Below are 23216 nucleotides of genomic sequence, written 5' to 3'. Positions count from 1 at the left end.
TAAGCATTACAAGTGCTATAGGAATCTGATTTGATTTCTGAAAAAATCTCAGCTTTGGTACGGATGCGTTACGCTATTGCTAACGCATCCTACATTATTGCAACAATCAAATCTGAGTAATATTTAATTGACAATTGCAGAGGGGATAGGGATAGCTTTTGGTTTTGATTTTTTACCTCGCCAGACTTTGTAATATAAAATTGGTACGGCTGACCGCGATAATAATAAAGAAGCGACTTCACCAGCCATTAAGGAAATTGCTAATCCTTGGAAAATTGGGTCAGTTAAAATAATTGCGGAACCAACTATCACGGCTGCTGCTGTGAGCAACATCGGGCGAAATCGCACTGCACCTGCATCTATTACTGCCTCTTCTAGAGGTATTCCTTCTTTCAGACGCAATTCAATAAAATCTACTAAAATAATTGAGTTTCGCACTACAATTCCGGCTCCAGCGATAAAGCCAATCATGGAGGTTGCGCTGAAAAATGCTCCCATTAGCCAGTGGGCTGGCATAATTCCTACTAAAGAAAAGGGAATTGCTGCCATAATTACTAAGGGAGTTACAAAGGACTGGAACCAGCCAACTACTAAGGCATAAATTAACACCAACACTACAGCAAAAGCAATTCCTAAATCGCGGAATACTTCAAAGGTAACGTGCCATTCACCATCCCATTTAATGCCAAATTTTTCTGTAGTTGGGGGTTGTTCGGTGAAGTGGGTAGTAATGTTATAGCCTTTAGTATGGGAGAGTTTATCTATTTGAGATTGCACATTGAGCATGGCATACACTGCACTCTCGACTTTCCCGGCAACATCAGCCGTAACATAAACTACAGGCTTTAAGTTTTTGTGATAAATACTGTGATTGGCTGTGGTCTTTTCCGTTTGAATTAAGTCACTGACAGCGACTAAATTACCATTTACTCCCTTCATCTTTAAAGATTTCAGGTCTGCTAAACTGGTGCGATTTGCTTGATTTAGCCGTAAGTTAATGGCGATATCTTCACGAGAGTTGGCATCATGGAGTAAACCCACATTTTGACCAGAAAGAGCAATTTGTAACACTTGAGAAATTTGCGCTGGACTAATACCATTGAGGGCGGCTTTTTCTCGGTCAATTACTAATTGATATTCTGTTTGTGGTGATTCCATATACCAATCTACATCCACAATATCAGCAGTATTCTTGTAAATTTGGCGAATTTGTTGGGCTAGTTCAATTTGTTTCTCATAATCTGCACCGTAGACTTCGGTAACCAAAGTTTGCAACACTGGCGGCCCTGGGGGTATTTCTGCTACTTGCACACGACCGTTATACTTATCAGCAATTTGCTTTAAGTTAGGGCGGATAGCTTTAGCAATATCATGGCTTTGCCGACTGCGTTCCCCCTTCGGTAAAAAGTTCACCTGCATATCTGCGATATTCGCACCGGAACGCAAAAAGTAATGTCGCACCAAGCCATTGAAGTTGTAAGGCGACGCAGTACCAACATAGCTTTGATAGTTCGTGACTTCTGGTACTGTGGTGAGATATTGCCCCATTTCTTTCGTTACCCTAGCCGTTTGTTCTAGGGTTGTCCCTTCCGGCATATTGAGGACAATCTGTAATTCGCTTTTGTTGTCGTAGGGTAACATTTTCAGGATTACTAACCGAAATCCCGCTAATCCCAAGGCTGCGATTAATAACGCCAGTGTCACCGCAATAAAGGCGTTTCCCCATTGACGACGCGCAATTAACGGCCCCATGAAGCGGCGATAAAGGCGGCTGAGAAAATCTTCCTCTTCATGTCCGTGATTGTGACTATTGTAATTGCCAAAAAAGCGCATCGTTGCCCAAGGCACAACAATAAACGCCACTAAAGCGGAGAATATCATCGCTGCAGAAGCACCCAAAGGAATTGGGCGCATATAAGGCCCCATCAATCCACCGACAAATGCCATTGGCAAAATTGCCGCAATTACGGTTAAAGTCGCCAAAATTGTCGGATTTCCTACTTCGTCTACAGCTTCGAGGACAATTTTTTGTAGTGTCTTTTGGCGGTTGCACGATAACTGCATTCGGGTTTTGTTTTCGGGAAGTTGCAAATGACGACCGACGTTTTCAACAACCACGATCGCATCATCAACTAAAATACCAATGGAAAAAATTAGCGCAAAAAATGTTACGCGGTTCAGGGTAAAGCCATAAAATACAAAGCTGGCGAGAGTCAGGGCTAAGGTTACAGGGATGGAAACTGCCACCACCATCGCCTCTTTTTTACCTAGTGCAAACCACATAAGGAATGTTACAGAAATTACTGCAATACCCATGTGGACTAACAACTCGTTAGAACGTTCGGCGGCGGTTTCGCCATAATCCCGCGTGACTGTTAGCTGTACATAGTTGGGGATGTAATTATGCTGAATTTCCTTTAACTTTTGCAATACATGATGGGAAACTTGAATTGCATTTGCACCTGGACGTTTTGCGATCGCAATTGTCACTGCATCTGCTTCACCCTGAGTTACTTTTTTACCTTGTCCGAAAAATACATAACTAGTTGCTTCTTCTGCACCATCGCTAACAGTAGCGACATCCCGCAAATATACAGGTTGATTATTCGCCACACTCACAACTAAATTTTGTGCATCTTCTGCCGAGCGAATAAAGCTTTGAGTTCTAATTAAGAATGATTGATTATTTTGGCTTAATGCACCGCTTGCTAGTTCGGTATTTTGTAACTGTAATGCTTGGGAAATATCTAAGGGAGTTAATCCAAAGGCATTCAATCTTGTAGGGTCAACTTCGATGCGTAACTGTCGTTTTTGACCACCAATTAAAGTGGTTTCCGATACATCTGGCACCTGCTTGATTTGCTCATCTAATTGAGCAGCAATTTGCCGTAAATCGGTAGAGTTAGCTTGATTACTCCACAGAGTCAGCGTTAGAATCGGTACATCATCAATGGCGCGAGATTTAATTAATGGCTGAGAAACACCAGCCGGAATTTTATCGAAGTTAGCGTATAGCTTGTTATAAAGTTGAACAATAGCATCTTCGGTTTTTTGCCCTACATAAAACCGGACAATGGCAACAGATGAACCAGGGCTAGAAGTTGAATAAACATACTCGACACCAGGTAATTCTTTAATTAACTTCTCCATAGGGAAGGTAATGCGCTGTTCTACTTCCTTGGCAGTTGCACCTGGCATTTGTACGAATACATCCGCCATTGGAACTGTAATTTGCGGTTCTTCTTCGCGGGGTAGAATTATCGTTGCCCCAATGCCTAATAATAATGAAACTAAAATAATTAGGGGAGTTAATTTAGAGTCGATAAATTTTTTGGCTAGTTTGCCAACAAAACCAAGTTTAGATTGATTTTGGATTTTTGGTTCTGAACTTTTACCGTTCATAATACCATTTTGGATTTTAGATTTTGGATTTTGGATTTTGAATTTTCTTCCTCATTCACATAAGATGGGGAAGAAGATAAAGGAACCGCAGATAAACACAGATGAACGCCGATAAATACAGATAGGTCTAGATGAGAAGTATTTAGTTAAGAGGTCTTTTCTCTTTGCGCCTTTGCGCCTACTCTGCGAGAACGACTTCGTCGAATGCGTGAGACAAAACTATTTATTGATTAGCAACAACCTGCTGTCCATCACGCAGTTCTTCAACATTGCTAGTAATAACGCGATCGCCTGCTTCTAACCCGGAGACAATTTCTACTTTGTTCTCTTGCACTTTCCCGGTTTTTACCCAGCGTAATTGAGCAATATCATTAGCCACAATTACATATACTCCTTCTAATTGACCACGCTTAAACACAGCATTTTGCGGAATCATCATCACTGTGCGAGTTTCCCTCGGTAATTCTAAGCGTCCGAACATTCCCGGCATTAATTTATAGGAATTATCTAAGGCGACTTTCACGGTAAAACTACGAGAATTTAAGTTAGCAGAAGGTACAATTTGCCGCACGTGACCAGTAACGGAACGGTTAACACTATCTAGCTGTACTTTCACCTCGTCTCCCAATCTAACTAAGGAAATTAAGGATTCGGGAACTGCAACACTTAAACGTAGTCGATTAGTGCTTTCTAATGTCACTATCGGCTGTCCTGGCCCGGCGATCGCACCGACTTCTGTATGTTTTTTGGTAATCACACCTGCGAAGGGTGCGGTGACAGTGCCATAGTTTAAGTTAGCGAGGGTTTGCTGTTGTCCGGCTTTGGCTTGTTGGACTTGGGAACGTGCTTGTTCTACTCCAGCTTCGGCTTGTTTGACTTGGGAACTGGCTTGTTGTACACCAGCTTTGGCGCGATCAATTCCCCGGTTGGCTTGCTCAATTCCCGCCTTGGCTTGTTTAATCCGCGCTTGAATTAATGCTACCTGTGTATTTGCCTGATCCAACTGTGATTGACTAACTGCACCATCTTTTTGCAGCATTGTCATGCGGCGTTGATTTAATTGGGCATCAGCTAATTGTGCTTGGGCTTCTTGTAATTGAGCTTCGGCTTGTTGTTGTCCGGCTTCGGCTTGATTTAACTGGGCTTCTGCCTGAGTTTTGCTAGCCATTGCTTGGGTTTGCGCCGCCGCCGCCACTGTCACACCCGCTTGCGCTTGGGCGATCGCAGCTAATGCCTGATTCCCTTGGGCTTGGATATCTTTAACATCAATAATAGCCAAGACTTGACCGGCTTTGACTCTGTCGCCTTCTGCCACTGGGAGACTTTTAATTTGTCCTTGAATCCGGCTGGTAGTGGTGACAGTTTCCACAGATTCGATAGTACCAGTGAGGCTGCTGTCACCCGCTATAGATTCTTGAGCAGCCGTTGTAGTTTCCACCTCTAGAGGTTCAAGATGCACCGTTGCAGTTTCCGTTGATTCGGAAGGATGACGCAATAACCAGAACCAAGCCACACCCCCAAATGCAATCGCAAAAACAGTAATCAAAGCAATCATCCCCAGCCGCTTGGGTTTTTTGGGTTGTAGTTCTGGGGCTGGTTCTGGGGTAGTGTCTATATGAGTTGGTTCCAAGTTGAGGGACGATTGATCGTTAAACATAAGATTGATTCTGCTCTTCTATAAATTCAGCATCAAATAGCTAGGGATTGTTTCCCCGTTGCAGAGAATAGCCTAACTGTTGCCATGTCATGATGCCGCCTTGTAAGTTGTAAACCTTACTGTAGCCTTGCTCAATTAACCAATTTGCTGTGGCTAAACTGCGGTGTCCTGACAGGCAAGTGACTACTATGAGTTGGTCTTTAGGAATCTCCTTCAGGATACTGCTTTGAGCGAGGTAACGTGCTCCGGGAATATGCCCAAGAACGTACTCCATCCAACTGCGAGCATCAATAATTATGAATTGTGCTTGCCGCGATCGCAGTTGTCTAGCGCTTAAGCTGAAAGGTTGAGTTTGATTTGGTTGGTTATCTTTGAGAGTACGTTTCATGACAATTTTGGATTTTAGATTGGGAGTAATTTTTGGCGTTGCATAAATGCGGGATAATTTATCTCACGCAGAGGCGCAGAGTGAGAGTAGAGTTTATCTCATGAGGCATTCACAGCAGGTTTTGGCACAACCAAGCATGAAAATCTGTCTTTCTCATGCCCTATGCCCTATGCCCCATGCCCCATGCCCTTTTCATACCCTACCCATAACTGAGAAAGACTTAATAAATGGCCCTGCCATACGTGGATCTTTAATCATGGCAAGATAATCTCCTACACGGAATTGCAACTTGCGTGACATATAAGCCATGCTCAAACCCATCATGTTTAAGCCTTTAGCTACCCACTGTTGCCAATGATCCTTGTCAGCGCGCAGATCCCAGTTGAGTTTTTGCCCATTGTAGATATCTGCATAAACCGCTTTGCCATCCACAATGGTGAGTACACCTCTAGGTTCGGATTCATTTTCAAAGCCATAACCAATTACTGAACTAAAATGAATTTGTTTGAGTGCATCTGCTAACTCAGGCTCTTGATTCCATTTCTCTGCGTAAGCTTGCATCCATGCTTGGGAAAATAATTCTGTCATGTTTTTAACTCCAAGGGATTAGGGATTGGGAACTGGGGACTGGGTAATTGGGACAAACACCAAATGACAAATGACAAATAACAATTCACCTCATAACGTTGCGGAAAAGATGTTTGCACATGGCTAAAAGTTCGGTATCGATCACACGGTAGTAGCGCCATGAACCCTCACGGCGACAAGTTAAGACCCCTGCATCTTTCATTAATTGCAAATGTCTAGAAACATTTCCTTGTTTAAGACCAGTGCGATCGCATATTTCCTGTACGGTCTGCTCTTGATTACATAATGCCCCTAAAATCTGCAATCTTGTGGGTTCTGCAAGAACTTTAAAGCGGCGTGCTAGTAGTTCTAATTCATTGGGGTTGAGTGCAATTTTCATACATCTTTAATAAAGATTATTCCCATAAATTGTGACGATGATCCAAACTTTGTAAAACTTTTTGAGAAATTACAAGATGAATCGTTGTGATACACAAAGCAATTACACCCATGAATAAATGAAGTTTGCCCCATTCATGTTTTAATAAACCGAAAAACCAAGCGATATCCACATCTTTTTCTATAGGGGCAAACCACAATAACAACCCTGTCAAAAATGCCAAACTCCAGCCAGTAATTAGTGCTAAAACATCTACTAAACGAAAGTAAATTTTTAGCTGACTATTGCGCTCGTCGCTGTTCATTGGCTCTCCTCTGGTATCTTTTCGATTGGTGCGTTGCTCTATGCGACAGACAACACACCCTACATCTCTAATTACGATTTATAAATTCATTTTCACAGGTTGAGAATTTGTTGTTAAATCCAACTCTTCAATTGGTTTTACTAGGTCTAAACCCATCATATTCAATCCCCAATGCTCGAACCAAGGCACTGCTAAACCCCAACGCATTTTAGCTAGGAAAAACTTCTCAAAAGCAGTCTTAGCCCAACTTACCCAAAGTCCTTCTTTAGCGATGGCTCTGCGTCTTTGTTTAGTAATTGGATCTGGTAAAACTTGGTCTGCTAAAAATGCAATTCCTGTGTCGCCAAAATCTGCTAAACACAGTGCTTCTAAGGTGGGAGTTACCAAAGGTGGAGAAATTACCTTTAGTTGTACAGCAATGTTATGAGCTACAGCTACTCCCATTGCTTCGGTCATTTGGCCTGTCTTGGGTACACCAATGGGAATGGGAGTTTGTTCTGGTGGTTTGAGTTGGGTAATCACCCCAACACTATAAATTGAAGAAAATTGAGGATGTTGATAAGTGGCTAATACAGGTAAAAATCCTTTTGAATCAGTTAAATTAGGCGCTTCTCTTAAAAAACGCGGCCCTCGGAATGGCGGTAGCAACATACTAAAAGCAAAAGGTAGAGAACGCCCATCAGCTAAGTAAATTGTGTCTTTTCCAATATGGCTAATAGCGGTGTTCTCGAGTACTGTAATTTCTTTTTGTTTGAGTAATTTGGTCACCAATTCCGCAGAATTTGCCATTCCACCAATTCCCAAATGTCCAACATAGGGTTCTGGTGTGACGAAAGTAATGGGGGCGCGACTCCGTATCCCATATCGCCGCAATAGCCAGTCTGTAAGTAATGCAAACTCGTAAGCTGGGCCAAAACAACTAGCTCCAGGTACTGCACCTACTACTATCGGCCCTGGATTTTTCAGAAACTCTTTCCAGCATTCTGCGGCTTTGAGTGCATGAGCTGGATTACACACCGATTGCACATATCCTTGATCCAATCCGGGAATTGCGTCTAGTGCTAATTCTGCACCTGTAGCAATCACCGCATAATCATAAGAAATTACAGTATCGTTGACAACGAGTTGCTGTAACTCTGGCTGAATTTGGCTAACTCCTCCTAATATCCAATCTATTCCTCGATTTACTAACAGCTTTTCTACATCTAATTGAATACTCTCAAGTTCTTTAATATCCAACCCTACCCAAGGTAAGGAAGGAATAAAAGTAAACTTAGGGGTATTGGAAATCAGTGTAATTTGGTGCTCTTTTGGCAGTAGTCGTCGCAGTTCGTAGGTAATGGGTAACCCGCCGATTCCCGCACCAATCACTACAATTCGAGCCATACAATTCCCCCCTGGTAACTATTTAATAAAGCTAGAGTCAACCAGCTCCTCATACTAGTTACAAGGTTCACCTACTGATACCACCATGAGGCGGTTTGCGACTGACATCCTACAGCAGTTTTACCTTATAACTATCATTATATGATATAACTATATAGTAATATAAGTTTTTAGTAAATTAAAATGATAAAAATCTTTACTGGGGATTGGGGCTTGGTGTTTGGTAATGGGTAATTGGGGTTTGGTGTTTGTCATTAATTATTTCTCCCCTTACACCCTTGCGACTCTTCACAGTGCGTTTTTATGTATACATCCTTGCTCTTAGCGTTTAGCGTGTCACTGTTCGCCATCTTTGCCAGATTCTACTTTCGCAAAGAAGAAATAGTAGTTGTGTTGTCCAGCACTATTGCTGTAGTTAGTCTGTTTATCAGTTTTGTTTTAAGTCCTTTGATCTTAAAAATTCTGGTTTTGCTGAGTTCTTTGTGGGGATTGCGGTATTACTGCCGTCAGCGTTCGTGTCAGGATGTAGACTAGGGGCGGGGTAAAGACACGACGAATCGGATAAAGACGCGATGAATCGCGTCTCTACAAGCAATTGCATAATTTATTTTCTGGAAGTTCCTGATGGGTGTCTTAATTTTGAATTTTGTAGGCGTAAGCCTTCCCGCAGGGTATTTTGAATTTTGAATTCGGAGCGAAGCGACGTGTGGATTGTTGGGCATCTATTAGCTGCTTGTATTGGGTTAAGCTTGGGCTTAATTGGCGGTGGTGGTTCGGTGCTAGCGCTGCCAATCTTAGTTTATGTCATGGGTGTACCGCCAAAATCTGCGTTCGTCGAAGACGTTGGCGCAGCCATCGCTATGACGTTGGTAATTGTCGGTACAGTTAGCATACTGGGATTGATTCCCCACTGGCGAGCTAAGAATGTCAGCTTCAAAACGGCATTAATTTTTGGTTCCGCCACAATGTTGGGTGCATTTATTGGGGCGAAAATTGCTACGCTTCCAGTAGTCACCGAAAGCTTTCAAATGTTGCTGTTTGCAATCATGATGTTGCTTGCAGCAGTATTTATGATTCGCCGTAGTTCTAAACCTATCCCCGCAGATCCACAACTAGCATTTTATCCCCGACCTGTTTGTAAATATTGCTGGTTGTGGTTAATGACTGAAGGCTTAGGCGTAGGAGTATTAACTGGCTTAGTGGGTGTCGGTGGTAGATTTGCTATTGTCCCCGCTTTGGTACTCTTAGGAAATGTACCCATGAAAAAAGCGATTGGTACATCACTGCTGATTATTATTTTTAATTCAGTTACAGGCTTTTTGGGCTATCTAGGCCATATTGATCTTAATTGGAATTTGATGTTTTCCTTTATTATTGCTGCGAGTGCAGGAAGCGTACCTGGGGCGTATTTGGCTCAGTATGTACCAGCGCAAAGATTGCAAAAATTCTTTGGCTATTTTCTTCTCACAATTGGGGCTTTAGTTTTACTACAAAATCGCCATACCCCGCAATCATCTCACGTACCACAACATTATTCTGCAAGGATAATGCAGAGGTAAGAGGCTGGGTGCAAAGTTACGATAGCCGTTATGTTCGTCCGCCAATTATTTACAGTGATGTGGTTCGCACTACACCAATGACGTTACTGAAATTGGTCTTACCCAAACGGATTATTGGTGTGCTTCCATATACGCTCGTAGCAATTGATTGATTTGTGTTTGATAGCCTCGCCCTTGGGACTTAAACCACTCCAATACATCGCTATCGATGCGAAGTGTAACTTGAGACTTGGTTTTTGTAGCAGGTAAACCCCGTCTCACAATTGCCTTAGCAAACATTTCCGGTGTAATCTCTGGGCATTCTGATAAATCAATATCTTCATCGCTCATTGCATCCAGTCGTTGCCAATCAGTTTGAGAGTTGCTCGAAGTAGGTTCGTTGTTCATATTTCGTCGCCTTTCTTGCAGAAATAATACGGGTACAATCCTCACGTTCTGTATGGACAACGGCAATAACTCGCCCTTGCAACAAACCGAATGTGACAAAACGCTGCTCTCCATAATTGTAGCGATCGTCCTCAACTGTTATGATATCGCCATCAAATACAGATGGAACATCGGTAAAATCGATGCCGTGTTTATGAAGATTAGCAAGACGTTTTGCTTCATCCCATTTATATTCCATAACTGAACGACAGCTACAATATCCTATTGTAGTTACAAATTGTCGTTACCGTTCCAATACTTATCGGTTAAGGGCAAAAGGGGAAGGGGAAAAGGGGCAAGAAAAAACCTCCATAACAAAGATAAAGGGAAAAGTCAGTATAATATATATCCAAACTGAAGATAATTGCTAAACAGTGGGAAAAAGCATCTATCAGCCCAGGAAAGATATTAGCGCTCATCGCGATCGCCGTTTAAAGGCAACTCTAGTATTATTACTGGTGTGGGGTTTTGTCATTTTGTTGCATTGGCTACCACAAGCGCAATGGTTGATGGTAGGTTTAACAGCAACTTTGGCTGTGCAAACTCTGCGAATGCTGATAGTAAAACCTGCGCCTTTGGTAATTGAGAGTGATGCTGATTTACCGCAGGTATCAATTTTAATTCCGGCTAAAAATGAAAGTGCTGTCTTAGCTGATTTAGTTTACAGTTTATATGAATTAAATTATCCGCGCGATCGCCTGGATATTTGGGTGATTGATGACGGTAGTACAGACGCAACACCCCAGATTTTGCAGCAATTACAAGCTGAATTCCCAACGCTACAAGTTCATCAACGGGAATCAAAAGGTGGTAAATCGGGGGCGCTAAATGCGGTTTTTCCTTTGACGCGAGGAGAAATTATCTTAGTTTGCGATGCGGATGCGCTGCTTCCTGCTAATTTTCTCATGGCAACTGTACCTGTGTTTCAGAAACCTGGTGTTGGTGCTGTACAGGTGCGAAAAGCAATTATGAATGCAGAGGCTAATTTCTTAACTCGTTGTCAGCAAATGGAGATGAATTGCGATAGCTTTTTGCAAACTCATCGCATTGCTATTGGAGGAATGTCGGAACTGCGGGGTAATGGAATGTTAGTGCGGCGAGAATTACTCGCAAGGTGTCAAGGTTGGAGTGAAGACACTGTTACTGATGATTTGGATCTCTGTTTTAAATTGTATTTATTAGGTACAGAAATTGAGTTTGTTACCTTTGCCACAATTCAAGAAGAAGCGGTAACAACTTGGCAAAACTTATGGCCGCAACATTGTCGCTGGGCGGAAGGTGGCTATCAGCGTTACCTCGATTATTTTCCGCAAATTCTAACTTTGGGCTGGAATAAATCTATTGATTTACTCTTATTTTTTCTCTTGCAATTTTTACTTCCTATTGGGCTGATACCTGATTTATTGTGGACAATTTTAAAAAGCGATCGCCCTGTTTTATTACCCCTACAAACCTTACTCAGCATTATTCTCACAGTGGCTTTTATCGCCGGAATTTATCAATATCAAAATTTACGCGGATGGTCTTTACTTTGGGCAACTATCCAAGGTTCAATTTACATGATGCATTGGATTCCCGCGATGATTGTTACCACCTTCAAGTTATGTTTCCAAAAACCGCGATCGCACTGGATTAAAACTGAGCATCAGAGAAAAACTTAGCAGAGGAAGTATAAACCTTGTAGAGACGCGATTCATCGCGTCTTTTAATTGCATCTCTTCATCGCGTCTGTTCATCGCGCTTCTTCATCGCTTCTGTTGCAACGCTGCAAAGTTCTGCCTAACGAGGGAATCAATTAATTTATGGATTCAAGTAATATTTACTAAATGTACATAAACAACATTTTACATACATATTTAACTCATATTTGATTTCTCAAAAAAATCAGTAGAGTTTAATTATTTATTTTTGGTTCCCTGTTAAAAGTTACCTGCTTAGATAAATAGTTTTATAAATTAAATCGCATTGCTATATTATCGCTGGTACACTCAAATTTTGGCTAGTTGTTCGGGCTAATCTCTGATAACGCGAAACAAAATCTATTGTTGTGATTGCTTAAAACTAAAGCTTATTCCACTTGTGGGAGCAGTAGGCAAGCAAGCGCTAACTTTATGTAACATCCCAACGTACACTGCTCACATAATGAACTCTAAGCGGTCTGCTAAAAAATCTCCAGCCAAGTCCCCATCTGCTCAATCTTCAAATAATGAGCAGGAGAATAATCAAGATGAATTATTTCCGATTGTGGGGATGGGTGCTTCTGCGGGTGGAATAGAAGCTTTCACAGAATTGCTGAATCATTTACCCAATGATACTGGGATGGCATTTGTCATAGTGCAGCACTTGAGTCCTAACCAAAAAAGTCTGTTAAGCGAGATTCTCTCACGCTCAACCGAAATGCCTGTAGTAGAAGTGCAGAATGGCATGGTTGTGGAACCGAATCATGTGTACGTGATTCCGCCTAATGCCAAGATGACTATTGCTCAGGGAGTGCTGAACTTGGCCCCTCGGGGTAGAATCTATGGGTTGTTTATGTCAGTAGATGCTTTCTTAATTTCCTTAGCAGAGGAGCGGGGAAGTAAAGCAATTGGCGTAGTACTATCGGGGAGTGATGGCGATGGTGCACGGGGGCTAGAACATATCAAAGATGCTGGTGGTATTACTTTTGCCCAGTGCCAAAGCTCGGCAAAAGTCGGTGGGATGCCAAGTACTGCTGTGGCTTCGGGTAATGTAGATCTACAGTGCTGCTATTTGTATCTGTTACCTGTTGTGTATTAACTTGGTTTTGGTTATCCATTTTGCTTGCCCTCGCAATTAACTCTACAATCTATTGAAATTGGTCAATAGACGAGAACTTAGCTGAGAGATAGTTGACTTTTAGCGGATTTATCAGGTGATTTGTAGTCTTGGTTGAGTTTAGCCCATGATGCTGTCGCACTTGCTACTCTACAATTAACTGTGAATTGGTATGAACAGATGAGGCGTAATGGCGCGATCGCTTCGGGTAGCTCCAGAGTATATTAAAACAGTTAAGTCAGCACCTTTGCGGAATGGCTATCCCAGCCAGCAGTCATTGGCTGCTGATTCAGGAATTTCTCTATCCACCGTTAAAAACTTTCTGAGCGGTAAACCTGTCGATTATCTCAATTTTGTAGAACTTAGCGACAAGTTGGGATTAAATTGGCAAGAAATTGCATCCAAAGAACTAGAAACTCAACCATCTACACCCCAGCCAACCAACGGCGAAGCCTCACCCTTCATTACTGGCTCACCCATTACTCAACCACGTCACTTTTTTGGACGCGAGAAAGAACTAAAACGCCTCTTCCACTTACTCAAACGCCATCCCCTGCAAAACGCCGCCATCATCGGTAAAAAGCGCAGTGGTAAAACATCTCTGCTACATTACCTCAAAAATATCACCACCACCCCAGCATCACAGCTACGTCTTAATCAAAAGTCTGATTGGCTACCAAATCCAGAAAGTTATCAGTGGATTTTCATAGACTTGCAAGACGCAAGAATGCAGAATCGCGAAGGATTGCTCAAGTACATTTTAGAATCCTTGAAACTGCAAATACCAAACCCTTGCGACTTAGATTATTTTATGGATGTAGTCAGCAGTAACTTGCATCAACCCACAGTCATTTTATTAGATGAAATTGGCGTGGGATTGCAACGCTGTCCAGAATTAGATGATGGATTTTGGGAAAGCTTGCGTTCCTTAGCGACTAACCACACAGGCGGAAATCTGGCGTTTATCTTAGCTACTCCAGAATCACCAATTGAACTGGCGTACAGTACCGGACATAGTTCACCCTTCTTTAATATTTTTGGCTACACCGCATATTTAGGAGCATTGACAGAAGCAGAAGCGCGAGAATTAATAGCCAGTTCCCCCATTCCTTTTGATGCTGAGGATGTAGAGTGGATTTTCAATCAAAGTCAGCGTTTGCCAATTTTATTACAAATTCTCTGTAGGGAAAGATTATTTACTTTAGAAGAAGGTGAGGAAGATGAAAATTGGCGAGAAGAAGCTTTAATACAGCTTCAGCCATTTGCTAATTTGCTAGATAAAGAAAAGGAGGGCTGAAAATGCTTTTTCGTAATTATCAAGAGTAAATAATTAAACATAATTAATTACACAATGTTATTGCGATCGCATGAGAGGAGATTGCTTCATTCCGCTATCGCTACATTCGCAATGACGGACTCTTTGTTATTGCGAGCGCAGCGAAGCAATCCCAGGGCGATCGCATGGGAGGAGATTGCTTTATTCCGCTATCGCTCCATTCGCAATGACAGACTCTTTGTCATTGCGAGCGCAGCGAAGCAATCCCAAGGCGATCGCATCAAGGAGATTGTGTTATTCTGCTGATGCTACATTCACAATAACTCACGTTGTCATTGCGAGCGCAGCGAAGCAATCCCAAGGTGATCGCATCGAGGCGATTGCTTCATTCCGCTGACGCTCCATTCGCAATGACAATACATTATCTACGCAGTTAATATTGTGAAAATTATTAGATATTTTGCACAAATAAATGAATCAACAATATTATCTGTACATTATGACAAATAAATATAATAATGTGCTTTATACAGGAGTAACCAACGATTTACAAAGAAGAGTTTACGAACATAAATCGAAATTGATAGAGGGATTTACTAAAAAATACAATATTACCAAATTAGTTTATTACGAAATTTTTGACGATGCCTATACAGCGATTAGTAGAGAAAAGCAGATTAAAGCTGGCTCTAGGCAAAAGAAGATTGATTTAGTTAATGGTGTAAATAATGAATGGAAAGATTTATATGAGGAATTGTAGATTATAGGTTAGGCGATCGCACTGAGAGGAGGTTGCTTCATTGCGCTGTCGCTCCATTCGCAATGACGGACTCTTTGTCATTGCGATCGCAGTGCAGCTATCTCAAGGCGATCACATAGAGGAGATTGCTTCATTGCGCTGTCGCTCCATTCGCAATGACAAAAAATCTGTCATTGCGAGCGGAACGAAGTGAAGCGAAGCAATCTCAGTCTTTGCACTTGACTGCGCTAATGCTACATTCACAATGACATAGTTAATTACAGCGTCAACCCGAACCGGGAAACTATGGCATCGCCAAACATACCCCACAACGCCTACACCAATGCACCGCAACAGCACCCTAACTTGATACTGGGTAGCCTACAACTGCTGTTTTGGCTCTTCTTCCGTCCTGCAGCCTGGCGTAACCACCTCAAACGCATTGACTCAACGTTAGACACCGATATCTCTTTAATTACCTTTATAGGACAAGGAAGATGGCGAAATCTTGCTCTGTGGAGACTTTTTATCCAGGGATATATCATCTTACCTATCCTGGTTAACTTACTGCTGGGTTTGGTGCTGTGGGCATTAGGTACACCAACTGCAACTATATTTATTAGCGTACCGTTCGGCTTGGCGGTAGGCTTGGTAGTGGGCTTGGTGTTCGGCTTGGCGGTAGGCTTGGCGTTTGTCTTGGCGTTCGGCTTGGCGTTTATCTTGGCATTTGCTTGGACGTTTGGCTTGGTGTTTGTCTTAGCGTTTGGCTTAGCGTTCGGCTTGACGTTTGGCTTGGCGTTCGGTTGGACGTTTGGCTTGGCGGTAGGCTGGGCGGTAAGCTTGGTGACAGGCTTGACGTTTGGCTTGGGGGTAGGCTTGGCATTCGGCTTGGCGGTAGGCTTGGTGGGAGGCTTGGCGGTAGGTTTGGTATTCGGCTTGGCAGTAGGCTTGGGTTTAACTATTCACTCATGGCGACCTTTCTTATCCTTTCCATTTCTCACAGTATGGAATTATCGACTCTTCAGATTAGACAAAATACGTAATGCTAAAAGTCCTTGTGTATTTCGCTATCACTCTGCATTCTGGGATGAATGGCAGCGTTTACATCTATTGGGCTTAGATGAGTATCTGCTTTTTGTCATCGAAAATAACCCAGTTGAAGGAAAAGCAGCCTTAGAATACTTGAGTACCAGTCATCAACGCTGGGCAGTTCAAGCAGTCCAAATTGAACTGGATGCTAGAAGTTTAGAAAACTGCGGCGATGTAGATGCTATCCGTCAAGTTCATCATAGATTGGCAAATGGCGAACTTGAAAGCCCAGTTCGCACTCTACTTAACATTTTCAGTCGTATCAGCGAAGATGTGAATGCTGCACTGAATCAAACAACTACTTACAACAAACGCCTAGCCCTCAGTCCTATCATTGACCGTTTAGACGTAAACTTGCAGGAATTTACTCGCAGTAGCGACAAATACACAATCCGTTTCCGTCCCATTGCCAAAAGTTGGCGTGAAATCATAGCCAAGCATACAGAAGAACTGGCAAAAGCTACCGAACTCCTTCAAGAAATTGACTCACCTTACATTACTGGTAATCCCATTACACTAGAGCAAGGAATTTTCACAGGTCGTAATGACATTGGTACACGCATTGAGCAATTACTTCTAGACCGCCGTCGTCCACCTTTGCTACTCTACGGTCAGCGGCGTATGGGTAAAACTTCTCTACTCAATAACTTAGGAAAGCTGCTACCTAATACCATCATCCCCATGTTTGTAGACTTGCAAGGCGCACCCTCATCAGCTAGCAACCACGCAGGTTTTCTCTACAATCTGACAAGAGAAATGGTGAAATCAGCAAAACAGCAAGGTGTTACCCTACCACCCCTCACCCGCGAAGAGCTAACCTCTGACCCCTTTACCAGCTTTGACGAATGGCTAGATACAGTAGAACAGGTACTTGAAGAAAATACCGCCTTGCTAATGCTAGATGAGTTCGAGGTGCTAGACAGTGCCATAACCAAAGGACGCTTTGATGAGCAAGATATTCTAGGAATGCTGCGTCACCTCATCCAACATCGTCCCCGATTTAAGGTGTTGCTAGCTGGTTCCCATACAATTGAAGAATATCAACGCTGGGCTAGTTATCTCATTAATGTGCAGGTAGTGCATATCTCATACCTGAAAGAAGCAGAAGCGCGACAACTCATTGAACGCCCTGTAAAAGATTTTACCCTACGCTATGAACCTGACGCGGTTGAGCGAGTTTTGCAACTTACCCGTTGTCACCCGTTTTTGATACAACTACTTTGTGCAGAAATTATCGCCCTCAAAAATGAGCAAGACCCCTCTGTTCGCAGGTTGGCGACTTTAGCTGATGTAGAAGCAGCAATTCCCGAAGCTTTTAAAAGTGGCGGTTTCTTCTTCGCTGATATTCAAAATAACCAAGTAGATGATCATGGTAGGGGAATTTTACGCTTCATTGCAGCCCAAGGGGAAGGGGCGATGGTGAATATTCAAGCTATATCGCAACTGTTTCCTAATGCTGATCAGACTCTCAAGTTGCTGCTGCAAAGGGAGTTGATTGAGGAAATTGGGCAAGATTATGGCTTTAGTGTGGAGTTGATTCGCCGTTGGTTTACTCTGTAACAACTTGCGCGGAACACGGAAATGTTAAAGCTGAAGTTCCTACAACTTGCGCGGAACACGGAAACGTTAAAGCTGAAGTTTCTACAGCTTGCGCGAAACACGGAAATGTTAAAGCTGAAGTTCCTACAGCTTGCGCGGAACACGGAAATGTTAAAGCTGAAGTTCCTACAGCTTGCGCGGAACACGGAAATGTTAAAGCTGAAGTTCCTACAGCTTTAACGGAAGTTTCTACAACTCAAGCAGAACCTGAAAACGTTGAGGCGCAAGTTTCTACAGTAACGCACCGCCAACGATCAGCTAATACCAAATCAAATAATGTTGGCGACAGATAAATTCTTTGTAGGGGCATGGCATCCACAATCTTTTGGCATATCAAATATCTTACTGGTGCCGTGCCCTACCCATTAGTCGCGTTCTTTTTTCAAAACTGTACAATATCAAATAATGTTGGCGACCTATCAATATATTCTAGAGGACATGGCAGTGCCCAGTGGTGCCAACTTCAGCTAAAAGCGATATAGGGCGGGCATTGTACAAATACCTCACACCCTCATCCCCTAACCCCTTCTCCCCCAGGAGAAGGGGAATTAAATCTCTTGCTCCCCTCTCCCGGCGGGAGAGGGGCTGGGGGTGAGGGCGAAACCTTGCAACAAAGAGGGTTTTACGTTAAGTTGACACCACTGGGCGACAACACACCCTACGCATCCCCTGCTATTACCAATTACCAATTACCCAATAACCAATGACAAATGCCAACTACTCAATTTTGAGGTTAAATGGTAAACGTGCGTAGACTCCTTGGGGATCGTTCATTTTTTGCATAACTGATAATTCCTCTTGGAGTTTGGCAAATTCGGCGGTGAGGGGATTGGATTGTTTTACCTGCGCCTTGGGAATTCCTAAAACACTGCGCGCTTCTTGGGTGGATATGCCAAAAAAGCGTTCTTCAAAGCTGCTATTTTGGGGATATTCTTTGACTTGCCAATCTTTGCCGAGTTTTGCTTGTTTGGCTGCATATTCTATCGCTGCACTCAATCCGCCAATTTCATCGACTAAACCAATTTCTTTGGCGGCTGTACCAGACCAAACTCTACCTTGGGCAATTTCTGCTACTCTGGTTCCTGGGAGTTTGCGACCTTGAGATACTTTATTGAGGAACATATTGTAAATGCGGTTAACACTGCGCTGATAAAGTGCTAACTCTTCGGGTGATTTGGGACGCGAAACCGTTTGACTATCAGCATAACGTCCAGTTTTCACAGAATCCCAGGTAACACCATGATCATTGGCTAATTTTTGTCCGTTGAATAGTAAACCAAATACGCCAATGGAACCTGTAATAGTATTGGGTTCAGCAAAAATCCGGTTAGAATCGCTAGCTATCCAGTAACCACCAGAGGCGGCGACATCTCCCATAGAAACTACTACTGGTTTGACTTGACGAGTTAATCGCACTTCGCGTTGCATGACTTCGGCGGCTGTAGCGCTACCACCAGGACTATTAACTCGCAAAATCACAGCTTTGATATCATCGTCTTGGCGGAGTTTGTTGAAGATTTTCGCATAGCGATCGCCTCCTACTTCACCATCGCCACCTTTACCATCAACTATCTCGCCTTCTGCATAGACTACAGCAATTTTATTTTTGGATTTGCGTTCTACACCCAATGTTTTCCCAGGAACTTGGGCGTATTCACTGAGGCTAATTTGGCGGAAGGTTTTATCATCTTTATCGCTATCGGTTAATTTTTTCAAATCGCTTACCACTTCATCAAGATAAGCTACCCGATCTACTAAACCATTAGACTTGGCTTGTGGTGCTTCTAATACTGCTTGATTATCTGCGATCGCCTGTAATTTGTCTGCGCCCATTTTGCGACTTCCACCCACAGCAACGCGCCATTCTCGCCAAACATCATCTAACAATTTCTGCGTTTGTTCGCGGTTTTCTGGACTCAGTTGTTTCAAAATAAAGGGTTCGACTGCGCCTTTAAATTTCCCGACGCGCACCACCTGTACCCCAATCCCATATTTCTCTAATGCACCAGCCAGAAACATCGGCTGAGAACTTAAACCGTTAACTTCCATCATCCCCAAGGGATTCAGCACAACAGTATCGGCTACGGAACTGAGATAATAATCTTTTTCGTCCCAGTCTTTACCATAAGCTATTACCTTTTTCCCCGCCGCACGGAACTGCTGCAATTCTTGGCGAATTTCCTTTAAGGATGCATAACCTGCACCATTACTTCCCGCCTGGCTTGCATCTAGATAAATACCTACAATTCTTGGATCGCGTCGCGCCTTTTCTAAGGTATCCAAAACGCTGCGAAGTCCCATTCTGTTTTCTTCTACACCTGAGACTACCTTCTCAATAAAGCCATCAGTTTTTGGTTCGCCATCGGTGATGTTCATTGATAAGTCAAAAACAATCATAGATTTATCTTTGACTTCCGGCCCCGTATCTTTAGAACTAGCAGCAGCAAATAGCAATAAAAATAGTCCAGTAGTACCAATACCACTAAAAATAATAAGTCCTAATAAGCTGCCAACCAAGCTGGCAAAGGTTTGTTGAACAAAAGTACGCATAGAGTATGAAGGCTGAAGTATGAAGTATGAAATATGAATGATGAACTATAAATAACGCAAAACTTGTTAAGATAGACCCTCATGGAAAAACCAAGGGCTAAAAATTCCTTTCCCCAGTCCCCAATCCCCAGTCCCCAGTCCCTAATCCCCAATCCCCATTACCCCTTATCCCCAGAGGGGGCCCCGAGTTCCCCAATCCCCAGTCCCCAATCCCCAGTCCCCAATCCCCAGTCCCTAATCCCCAGTCCCCTACAATTCACCCTGAAAATTTCCATCTGTGTGTTACATACGTGGTTACTATTGTATCCGTTGTAAACTTCCAGAAAGCTTTAATTGTTCTAAAGTTGCGTTACCAGTACAGAATAAAACTGTTGTAATTTCAGCAATTAATACCTCAACTAAATCCTTCACTGCGGCTTCGGATAAAGCTGCTGCTTGCAAAAATGGCATTGCTAAACCAGCGATATCTGCTCCCAGTGCGATCGCTTTTGCGACATCCAAGCCATGACGCAACCCACCCGAAGCGATTAATGGTACATCTGGTGCGATCGCACGAATTGCTGTAATACAATCGGCCGTTGGTAAACCCCAATCAGCAAAAGTCTTACCTAAACGACGTTGCAAAGCATTATCCGCCCGTTCGCTTTCCACCTTAGCCCAAGATGTACCCCCTGCACCCGCCACATCAATCGCCTTAACTCCCGCCGCTAGCAATTTTTCCGCCATAACTGCAGAAATTCCATTACCTACTTCCTTGACAATCACTGGCACTGGCAGTTCATTGCACAATATACATATCTTGTCAAGCAGTCCGCGAAAATTCGTATCTCCCTTGGATTGAATGCATTCTTGTAGAGGGTTGAGGTGCAAAATCAAAGCATCAGCTTCTAAAATCTCGATGACGCGCAGACATTCAGCCAAACCATATTTATAGTTAAGTTGCACAGCCCCCAAATTCGCCAGTAACAACACATCAGGAGCATACTTGCGAACCGCAAAAGTATCAGCCACCTGGGGTTTCTCCACCGCTACACGCTGAGAACCCACACCCATAGCAATTTTGTACTCTTGAGCCACTTCTGCCAAGCGGCGGTTAATAATTCCCGCTTCTTCAGTTCCCCCTGTCATAGAAGAAATTAACAGAGGCGCGCCTAGCTGTTTTCCCAAGAAATTAGTACTGATATCAATATCATTGCGGTCTAATTCTGGTAAACAAGAATGGCTGAAACGATAGCGTTCCAATCCACTAGTTATTTCGTGACATTGAACATCTTCTTCTAAACAGATACGAATATGTTCAGCTTTCCGAGACTGAGTTTGTGCCGAGATGCTGGTAGGAACGTTCACTGGTAGATCATAATCCAAGCTGTTGCCATCACTATTGTTACAGCCTCAGGGATTATAGGGAATGGTAATTGGTAATTGGTAATTGGTAATTGTAATTTCTTTCCTGCTTCCTCATCTCCCTCATCTCCCTCATCTCCCTCATCCCCCTCATCCCCCTCATCCCCCTCATCTCCCTCATCTCCCTCATCCCCCTCATCCCCCTCATCCCCCTCATCCCCCTCATCCCCCTCATCTCCCTCATCCCCCACCCCCTAACTCCTGGCGTAAGCGATAAACAATCGTGTTCGGCTCGACTTGGGAAAGAATTTCTTGAATGACGGTGTTAGCGCCTAATTGTCCCCAGGTGCAGCCGTTTTCTAGGTACACTTGTGCGGCTTTTCCTACAGCATAGGCTCCATAACCGGCGATTCCGGCTTGGGCGATCGCACTGCCGGCGGAGGCGGTAATATTGATGGGATTGTCACCGCTAGCTAGGGCTGCAGTACTTTTGCCTAAACCGAATAAAAAGCTACTGCCTAATTCACTCAGCAATAAGCCCCCAGAACTTAATAAAATCGTTTTTAAGATTTTCCCAGCTTCATAGCTAGTGATGGGTAAACCATACAACCGCGCTAGGGAACGAATTAATAGTAAATCGGCAATAGCACCGCCTAAAATATCTAACACGGCGATGGGGTTGAGTCCGACTACCAAAGCCTTGTATTTGGTAAACTGCCAAATAATCTCTTCGGCTTCTCGTTGGCGTAAGTCGATAGTTTTTTGAGCGATCGCGGCTTCTGCTTCCCTTGCTTGGATGAGTGCATTTAACGCTAACAGCGATCGCCCTTCACGGTTGAGAATATTTAATATTGTCTGTTTGAGTTCATCTACTTGGGTGGGTGGTGTCTCCCATTCATAAGTTACACTTCCATCAGGCCACTCAACCCGCACTTCCATTGGTGCTGGTTCCGCCGCTACCATGACAATCTCATCGGGTAACAAAGGCTCGGCTTCAGGATGTCCAGCACCCAACTGTTGCAAATTCTGGTAAATCTTGGCTCTATCTGTATCTGGGTATAGGTCGATTTTGTTAAATACTAAAATTAGGGGCTTTTGGGCTTGGCGTAAATCTAGTAGCGCTTCATACTCTGTGCGCGTAATATCACCAGAGACTACAAACAAAATTAAATCGGCTTGGCGCGCTACTTCTGTTGCCATTTGCGCTCGTGATTCGCCTTCAATTTCATCCAATCCAGGTGTATCAATTAATTCTACCTGTACCTTACCTCCTGGTTGCCAGCGCACAGAACGGGGCCATTGCGTCACGCCATTTAAAGGGCCAGTTTGTAGAACCTTGTCCCCTAATAAAGCATTCAACACCGCCGACTTTCCCCGACTCACCAAACCAAAAGCCGCAATTTTAATCACATTTGAGTCTAGTTTGTTGAGTGTGGTACTCAAAGCCTCCAATTCTGGCTTTACCAAACCCGCCAATTCTGGATTAGATGCAAGCTGTCCTGACTTGCGAAGATATCCATACCAAGACAACGCTTGTCGGAGACTAGCACGCGCACGGTTTAAATGAGTTTCTTGCAAATTACGCACTGGATTGGCTTCAGTCAAGGTGAAATTGAGAACAAATTACATCTCTATTTTGCGCTAAATTCTCATCGCTCCTTGTTATGAAAGTTCACAAAGCTGGTTTGGTTTTTGGGGAGAAGTGCTTTTGCCGGAGGCGTTGGCAGAGCGATC

At 43.3% G+C, this 23216-nt stretch carries 23 protein-coding genes; 10 read left to right on the top strand and 13 right to left on the bottom strand.

The window, feature by feature from the left end:
- Positions 1-123 precede the first annotated feature (123 nt).
- The 7 genes from HG267_RS18140 to HG267_RS18110 all read right to left on the bottom strand — a co-directional run bounded on the left by HG267_RS18140 (position 124) and on the right by HG267_RS18110 (position 8104).
- The gene (locus HG267_RS18140) at positions 124-3402 is read right to left on the bottom strand and encodes an efflux RND transporter permease subunit (RefSeq protein ID WP_045867839.1); all 3279 of its coding nucleotides are present in this window, start codon (positions 3400-3402) and stop codon (positions 124-126) included.
- A gap of 223 nt (positions 3403-3625) precedes the next feature.
- Positions 3626-5059: an efflux RND transporter periplasmic adaptor subunit gene (locus HG267_RS18135; RefSeq protein ID WP_210403057.1), complete on the bottom strand. Its 1434-nt coding sequence runs from the start codon at positions 5057-5059 to the stop codon at positions 3626-3628.
- Between the two features lie 40 nt (positions 5060-5099).
- On the bottom strand, positions 5100-5447 hold the full coding sequence (locus HG267_RS18130; protein WP_052335040.1) for a rhodanese-like domain-containing protein: 348 nt from the start codon (positions 5445-5447) through the stop codon (positions 5100-5102).
- 192 nt (positions 5448-5639) lie between these two features.
- Positions 5640-6035, bottom strand: coding sequence for a hypothetical protein (locus HG267_RS18125; protein ID WP_045867840.1), 396 nt, complete (start codon positions 6033-6035; stop codon positions 5640-5642).
- An 85-nt stretch (positions 6036-6120) separates the two neighbouring features.
- Positions 6121-6414 carry an ArsR/SmtB family transcription factor gene (locus HG267_RS18120; protein WP_045867841.1) on the bottom strand — a complete coding sequence of 98 codons (294 nt, stop codon included), beginning with the start codon at positions 6412-6414 and terminating at the stop codon, positions 6121-6123.
- Between the two features lie 16 nt (positions 6415-6430).
- Positions 6431-6718: a DUF4405 domain-containing protein gene (locus HG267_RS18115; RefSeq protein ID WP_045867842.1), complete on the bottom strand. Its 288-nt coding sequence runs from the start codon at positions 6716-6718 to the stop codon at positions 6431-6433.
- 78 nt (positions 6719-6796) lie between these two features.
- A complete protein-coding gene (locus tag HG267_RS18110; RefSeq protein ID WP_045867843.1) occupies positions 6797-8104 on the bottom strand; it encodes an NAD(P)/FAD-dependent oxidoreductase in 1308 nt (435 codons plus the stop codon).
- A gap of 683 nt (positions 8105-8787) precedes the next feature.
- Here HG267_RS18110 and HG267_RS18105 point away from each other — a divergent pair.
- Together HG267_RS18105 and HG267_RS41935 are read left to right on the top strand one after the other, a co-directional pair.
- Positions 8788-9663: a sulfite exporter TauE/SafE family protein gene (locus HG267_RS18105; protein WP_235623001.1), complete on the top strand. Its 876-nt coding sequence runs from the start codon at positions 8788-8790 to the stop codon at positions 9661-9663.
- Between the two features lie 8 nt (positions 9664-9671).
- On the top strand, positions 9672-9815 hold the full coding sequence (locus HG267_RS41935; protein WP_168160926.1) for a hypothetical protein: 144 nt from the start codon (positions 9672-9674) through the stop codon (positions 9813-9815).
- Here the strand turns inward: HG267_RS41935 and HG267_RS18100 are convergent.
- A complete protein-coding gene (locus HG267_RS18100; protein ID WP_045867845.1) occupies positions 9775-10050 on the bottom strand; it encodes a BrnA antitoxin family protein in 276 nt (91 codons plus the stop codon). The genes HG267_RS41935 and HG267_RS18100 overlap by 41 nt on opposite strands.
- Positions 10013-10288 carry a BrnT family toxin gene (locus HG267_RS18095; RefSeq protein WP_045867846.1) on the bottom strand — a complete coding sequence of 92 codons (276 nt, stop codon included), beginning with the start codon at positions 10286-10288 and terminating at the stop codon, positions 10013-10015. The genes HG267_RS18100 and HG267_RS18095 overlap by 38 nt, the downstream gene beginning before the upstream one ends.
- A gap of 175 nt (positions 10289-10463) precedes the next feature.
- Between HG267_RS18095 and HG267_RS18090 the strand changes: the two genes are divergently transcribed.
- The 8 genes from HG267_RS18090 to HG267_RS18055 all read left to right on the top strand — a co-directional run bounded on the left by HG267_RS18090 (position 10464) and on the right by HG267_RS18055 (position 17881).
- Positions 10464-11750, top strand: coding sequence for a glycosyltransferase (locus tag HG267_RS18090; protein WP_045867847.1), 1287 nt, complete (start codon positions 10464-10466; stop codon positions 11748-11750).
- Positions 11751-12231: 481 nt separating this feature from the next.
- A complete protein-coding gene (locus HG267_RS18085) occupies positions 12232-12867 on the top strand; it encodes a chemotaxis protein CheB (RefSeq protein WP_045867848.1) in 636 nt (211 codons plus the stop codon).
- Positions 12868-13075: 208 nt separating this feature from the next.
- A complete protein-coding gene (locus HG267_RS18080; protein ID WP_045867849.1) occupies positions 13076-14182 on the top strand; it encodes an ATP-binding protein in 1107 nt (368 codons plus the stop codon).
- 111 nt (positions 14183-14293) lie between these two features.
- Positions 14294-14467 carry a hypothetical protein gene (locus HG267_RS18075; RefSeq protein ID WP_155538940.1) on the top strand — a complete coding sequence of 58 codons (174 nt, stop codon included), beginning with the start codon at positions 14294-14296 and terminating at the stop codon, positions 14465-14467.
- A 166-nt stretch (positions 14468-14633) separates the two neighbouring features.
- Positions 14634-14921 carry a GIY-YIG nuclease family protein gene (locus HG267_RS18070; protein WP_045867850.1) on the top strand — a complete coding sequence of 96 codons (288 nt, stop codon included), beginning with the start codon at positions 14634-14636 and terminating at the stop codon, positions 14919-14921.
- A 40-nt stretch (positions 14922-14961) separates the two neighbouring features.
- Positions 14962-15114: a hypothetical protein gene (locus tag HG267_RS18065; RefSeq protein ID WP_155538942.1), complete on the top strand. Its 153-nt coding sequence runs from the start codon at positions 14962-14964 to the stop codon at positions 15112-15114.
- A gap of 92 nt (positions 15115-15206) precedes the next feature.
- The gene (locus HG267_RS18060; RefSeq protein WP_045867851.1) at positions 15207-17549 is read left to right on the top strand and encodes an AAA family ATPase; all 2343 of its coding nucleotides are present in this window, start codon (positions 15207-15209) and stop codon (positions 17547-17549) included.
- Positions 17534-17881 (top strand): hypothetical protein, encoded by a 348-nt coding sequence (locus HG267_RS18055; protein WP_063749805.1) that lies wholly within the window; start codon positions 17534-17536, stop codon positions 17879-17881. The genes HG267_RS18060 and HG267_RS18055 overlap by 16 nt, the downstream gene beginning before the upstream one ends.
- A 424-nt stretch (positions 17882-18305) precedes the next feature.
- On the opposite strand, the gene sppA is transcribed toward HG267_RS18055, so the two are convergent.
- The 4 genes from sppA to HG267_RS18035 form a co-directional block, all read right to left on the bottom strand.
- On the bottom strand, positions 18306-20138 hold the full coding sequence (sppA, locus tag HG267_RS18050; RefSeq protein ID WP_045867852.1) for a signal peptide peptidase SppA: 1833 nt from the start codon (positions 20136-20138) through the stop codon (positions 18306-18308).
- Positions 20139-20435: 297 nt separating this feature from the next.
- On the bottom strand, positions 20436-21485 hold the full coding sequence (fni, locus tag HG267_RS18045) for a type 2 isopentenyl-diphosphate Delta-isomerase (RefSeq protein WP_045867853.1): 1050 nt from the start codon (positions 21483-21485) through the stop codon (positions 20436-20438).
- The gene (locus tag HG267_RS18040) at positions 21482-21733 is read right to left on the bottom strand and encodes a hypothetical protein (RefSeq protein ID WP_052335041.1); all 252 of its coding nucleotides are present in this window, start codon (positions 21731-21733) and stop codon (positions 21482-21484) included. The genes fni and HG267_RS18040 overlap by 4 nt, the downstream gene beginning before the upstream one ends.
- Positions 21723-23069 carry a GTP-binding protein gene (locus HG267_RS18035; RefSeq protein ID WP_194007958.1) on the bottom strand — a complete coding sequence of 449 codons (1347 nt, stop codon included), beginning with the start codon at positions 23067-23069 and terminating at the stop codon, positions 21723-21725. The genes HG267_RS18040 and HG267_RS18035 overlap by 11 nt, the downstream gene beginning before the upstream one ends.
- Between the last annotated feature and the right edge of the window lie 147 nt (positions 23070-23216).

This window comes from Tolypothrix sp. PCC 7601 (genome assembly GCF_025677855.1).
Lineage (GTDB): Bacteria > Cyanobacteriota > Cyanobacteriia > Cyanobacteriales > Nostocaceae > Aulosira > Aulosira diplosiphon.
Note: the sequence above shows the minus strand (reverse complement) of the source record. Positions and strands in the feature narration are given on the sequence as shown.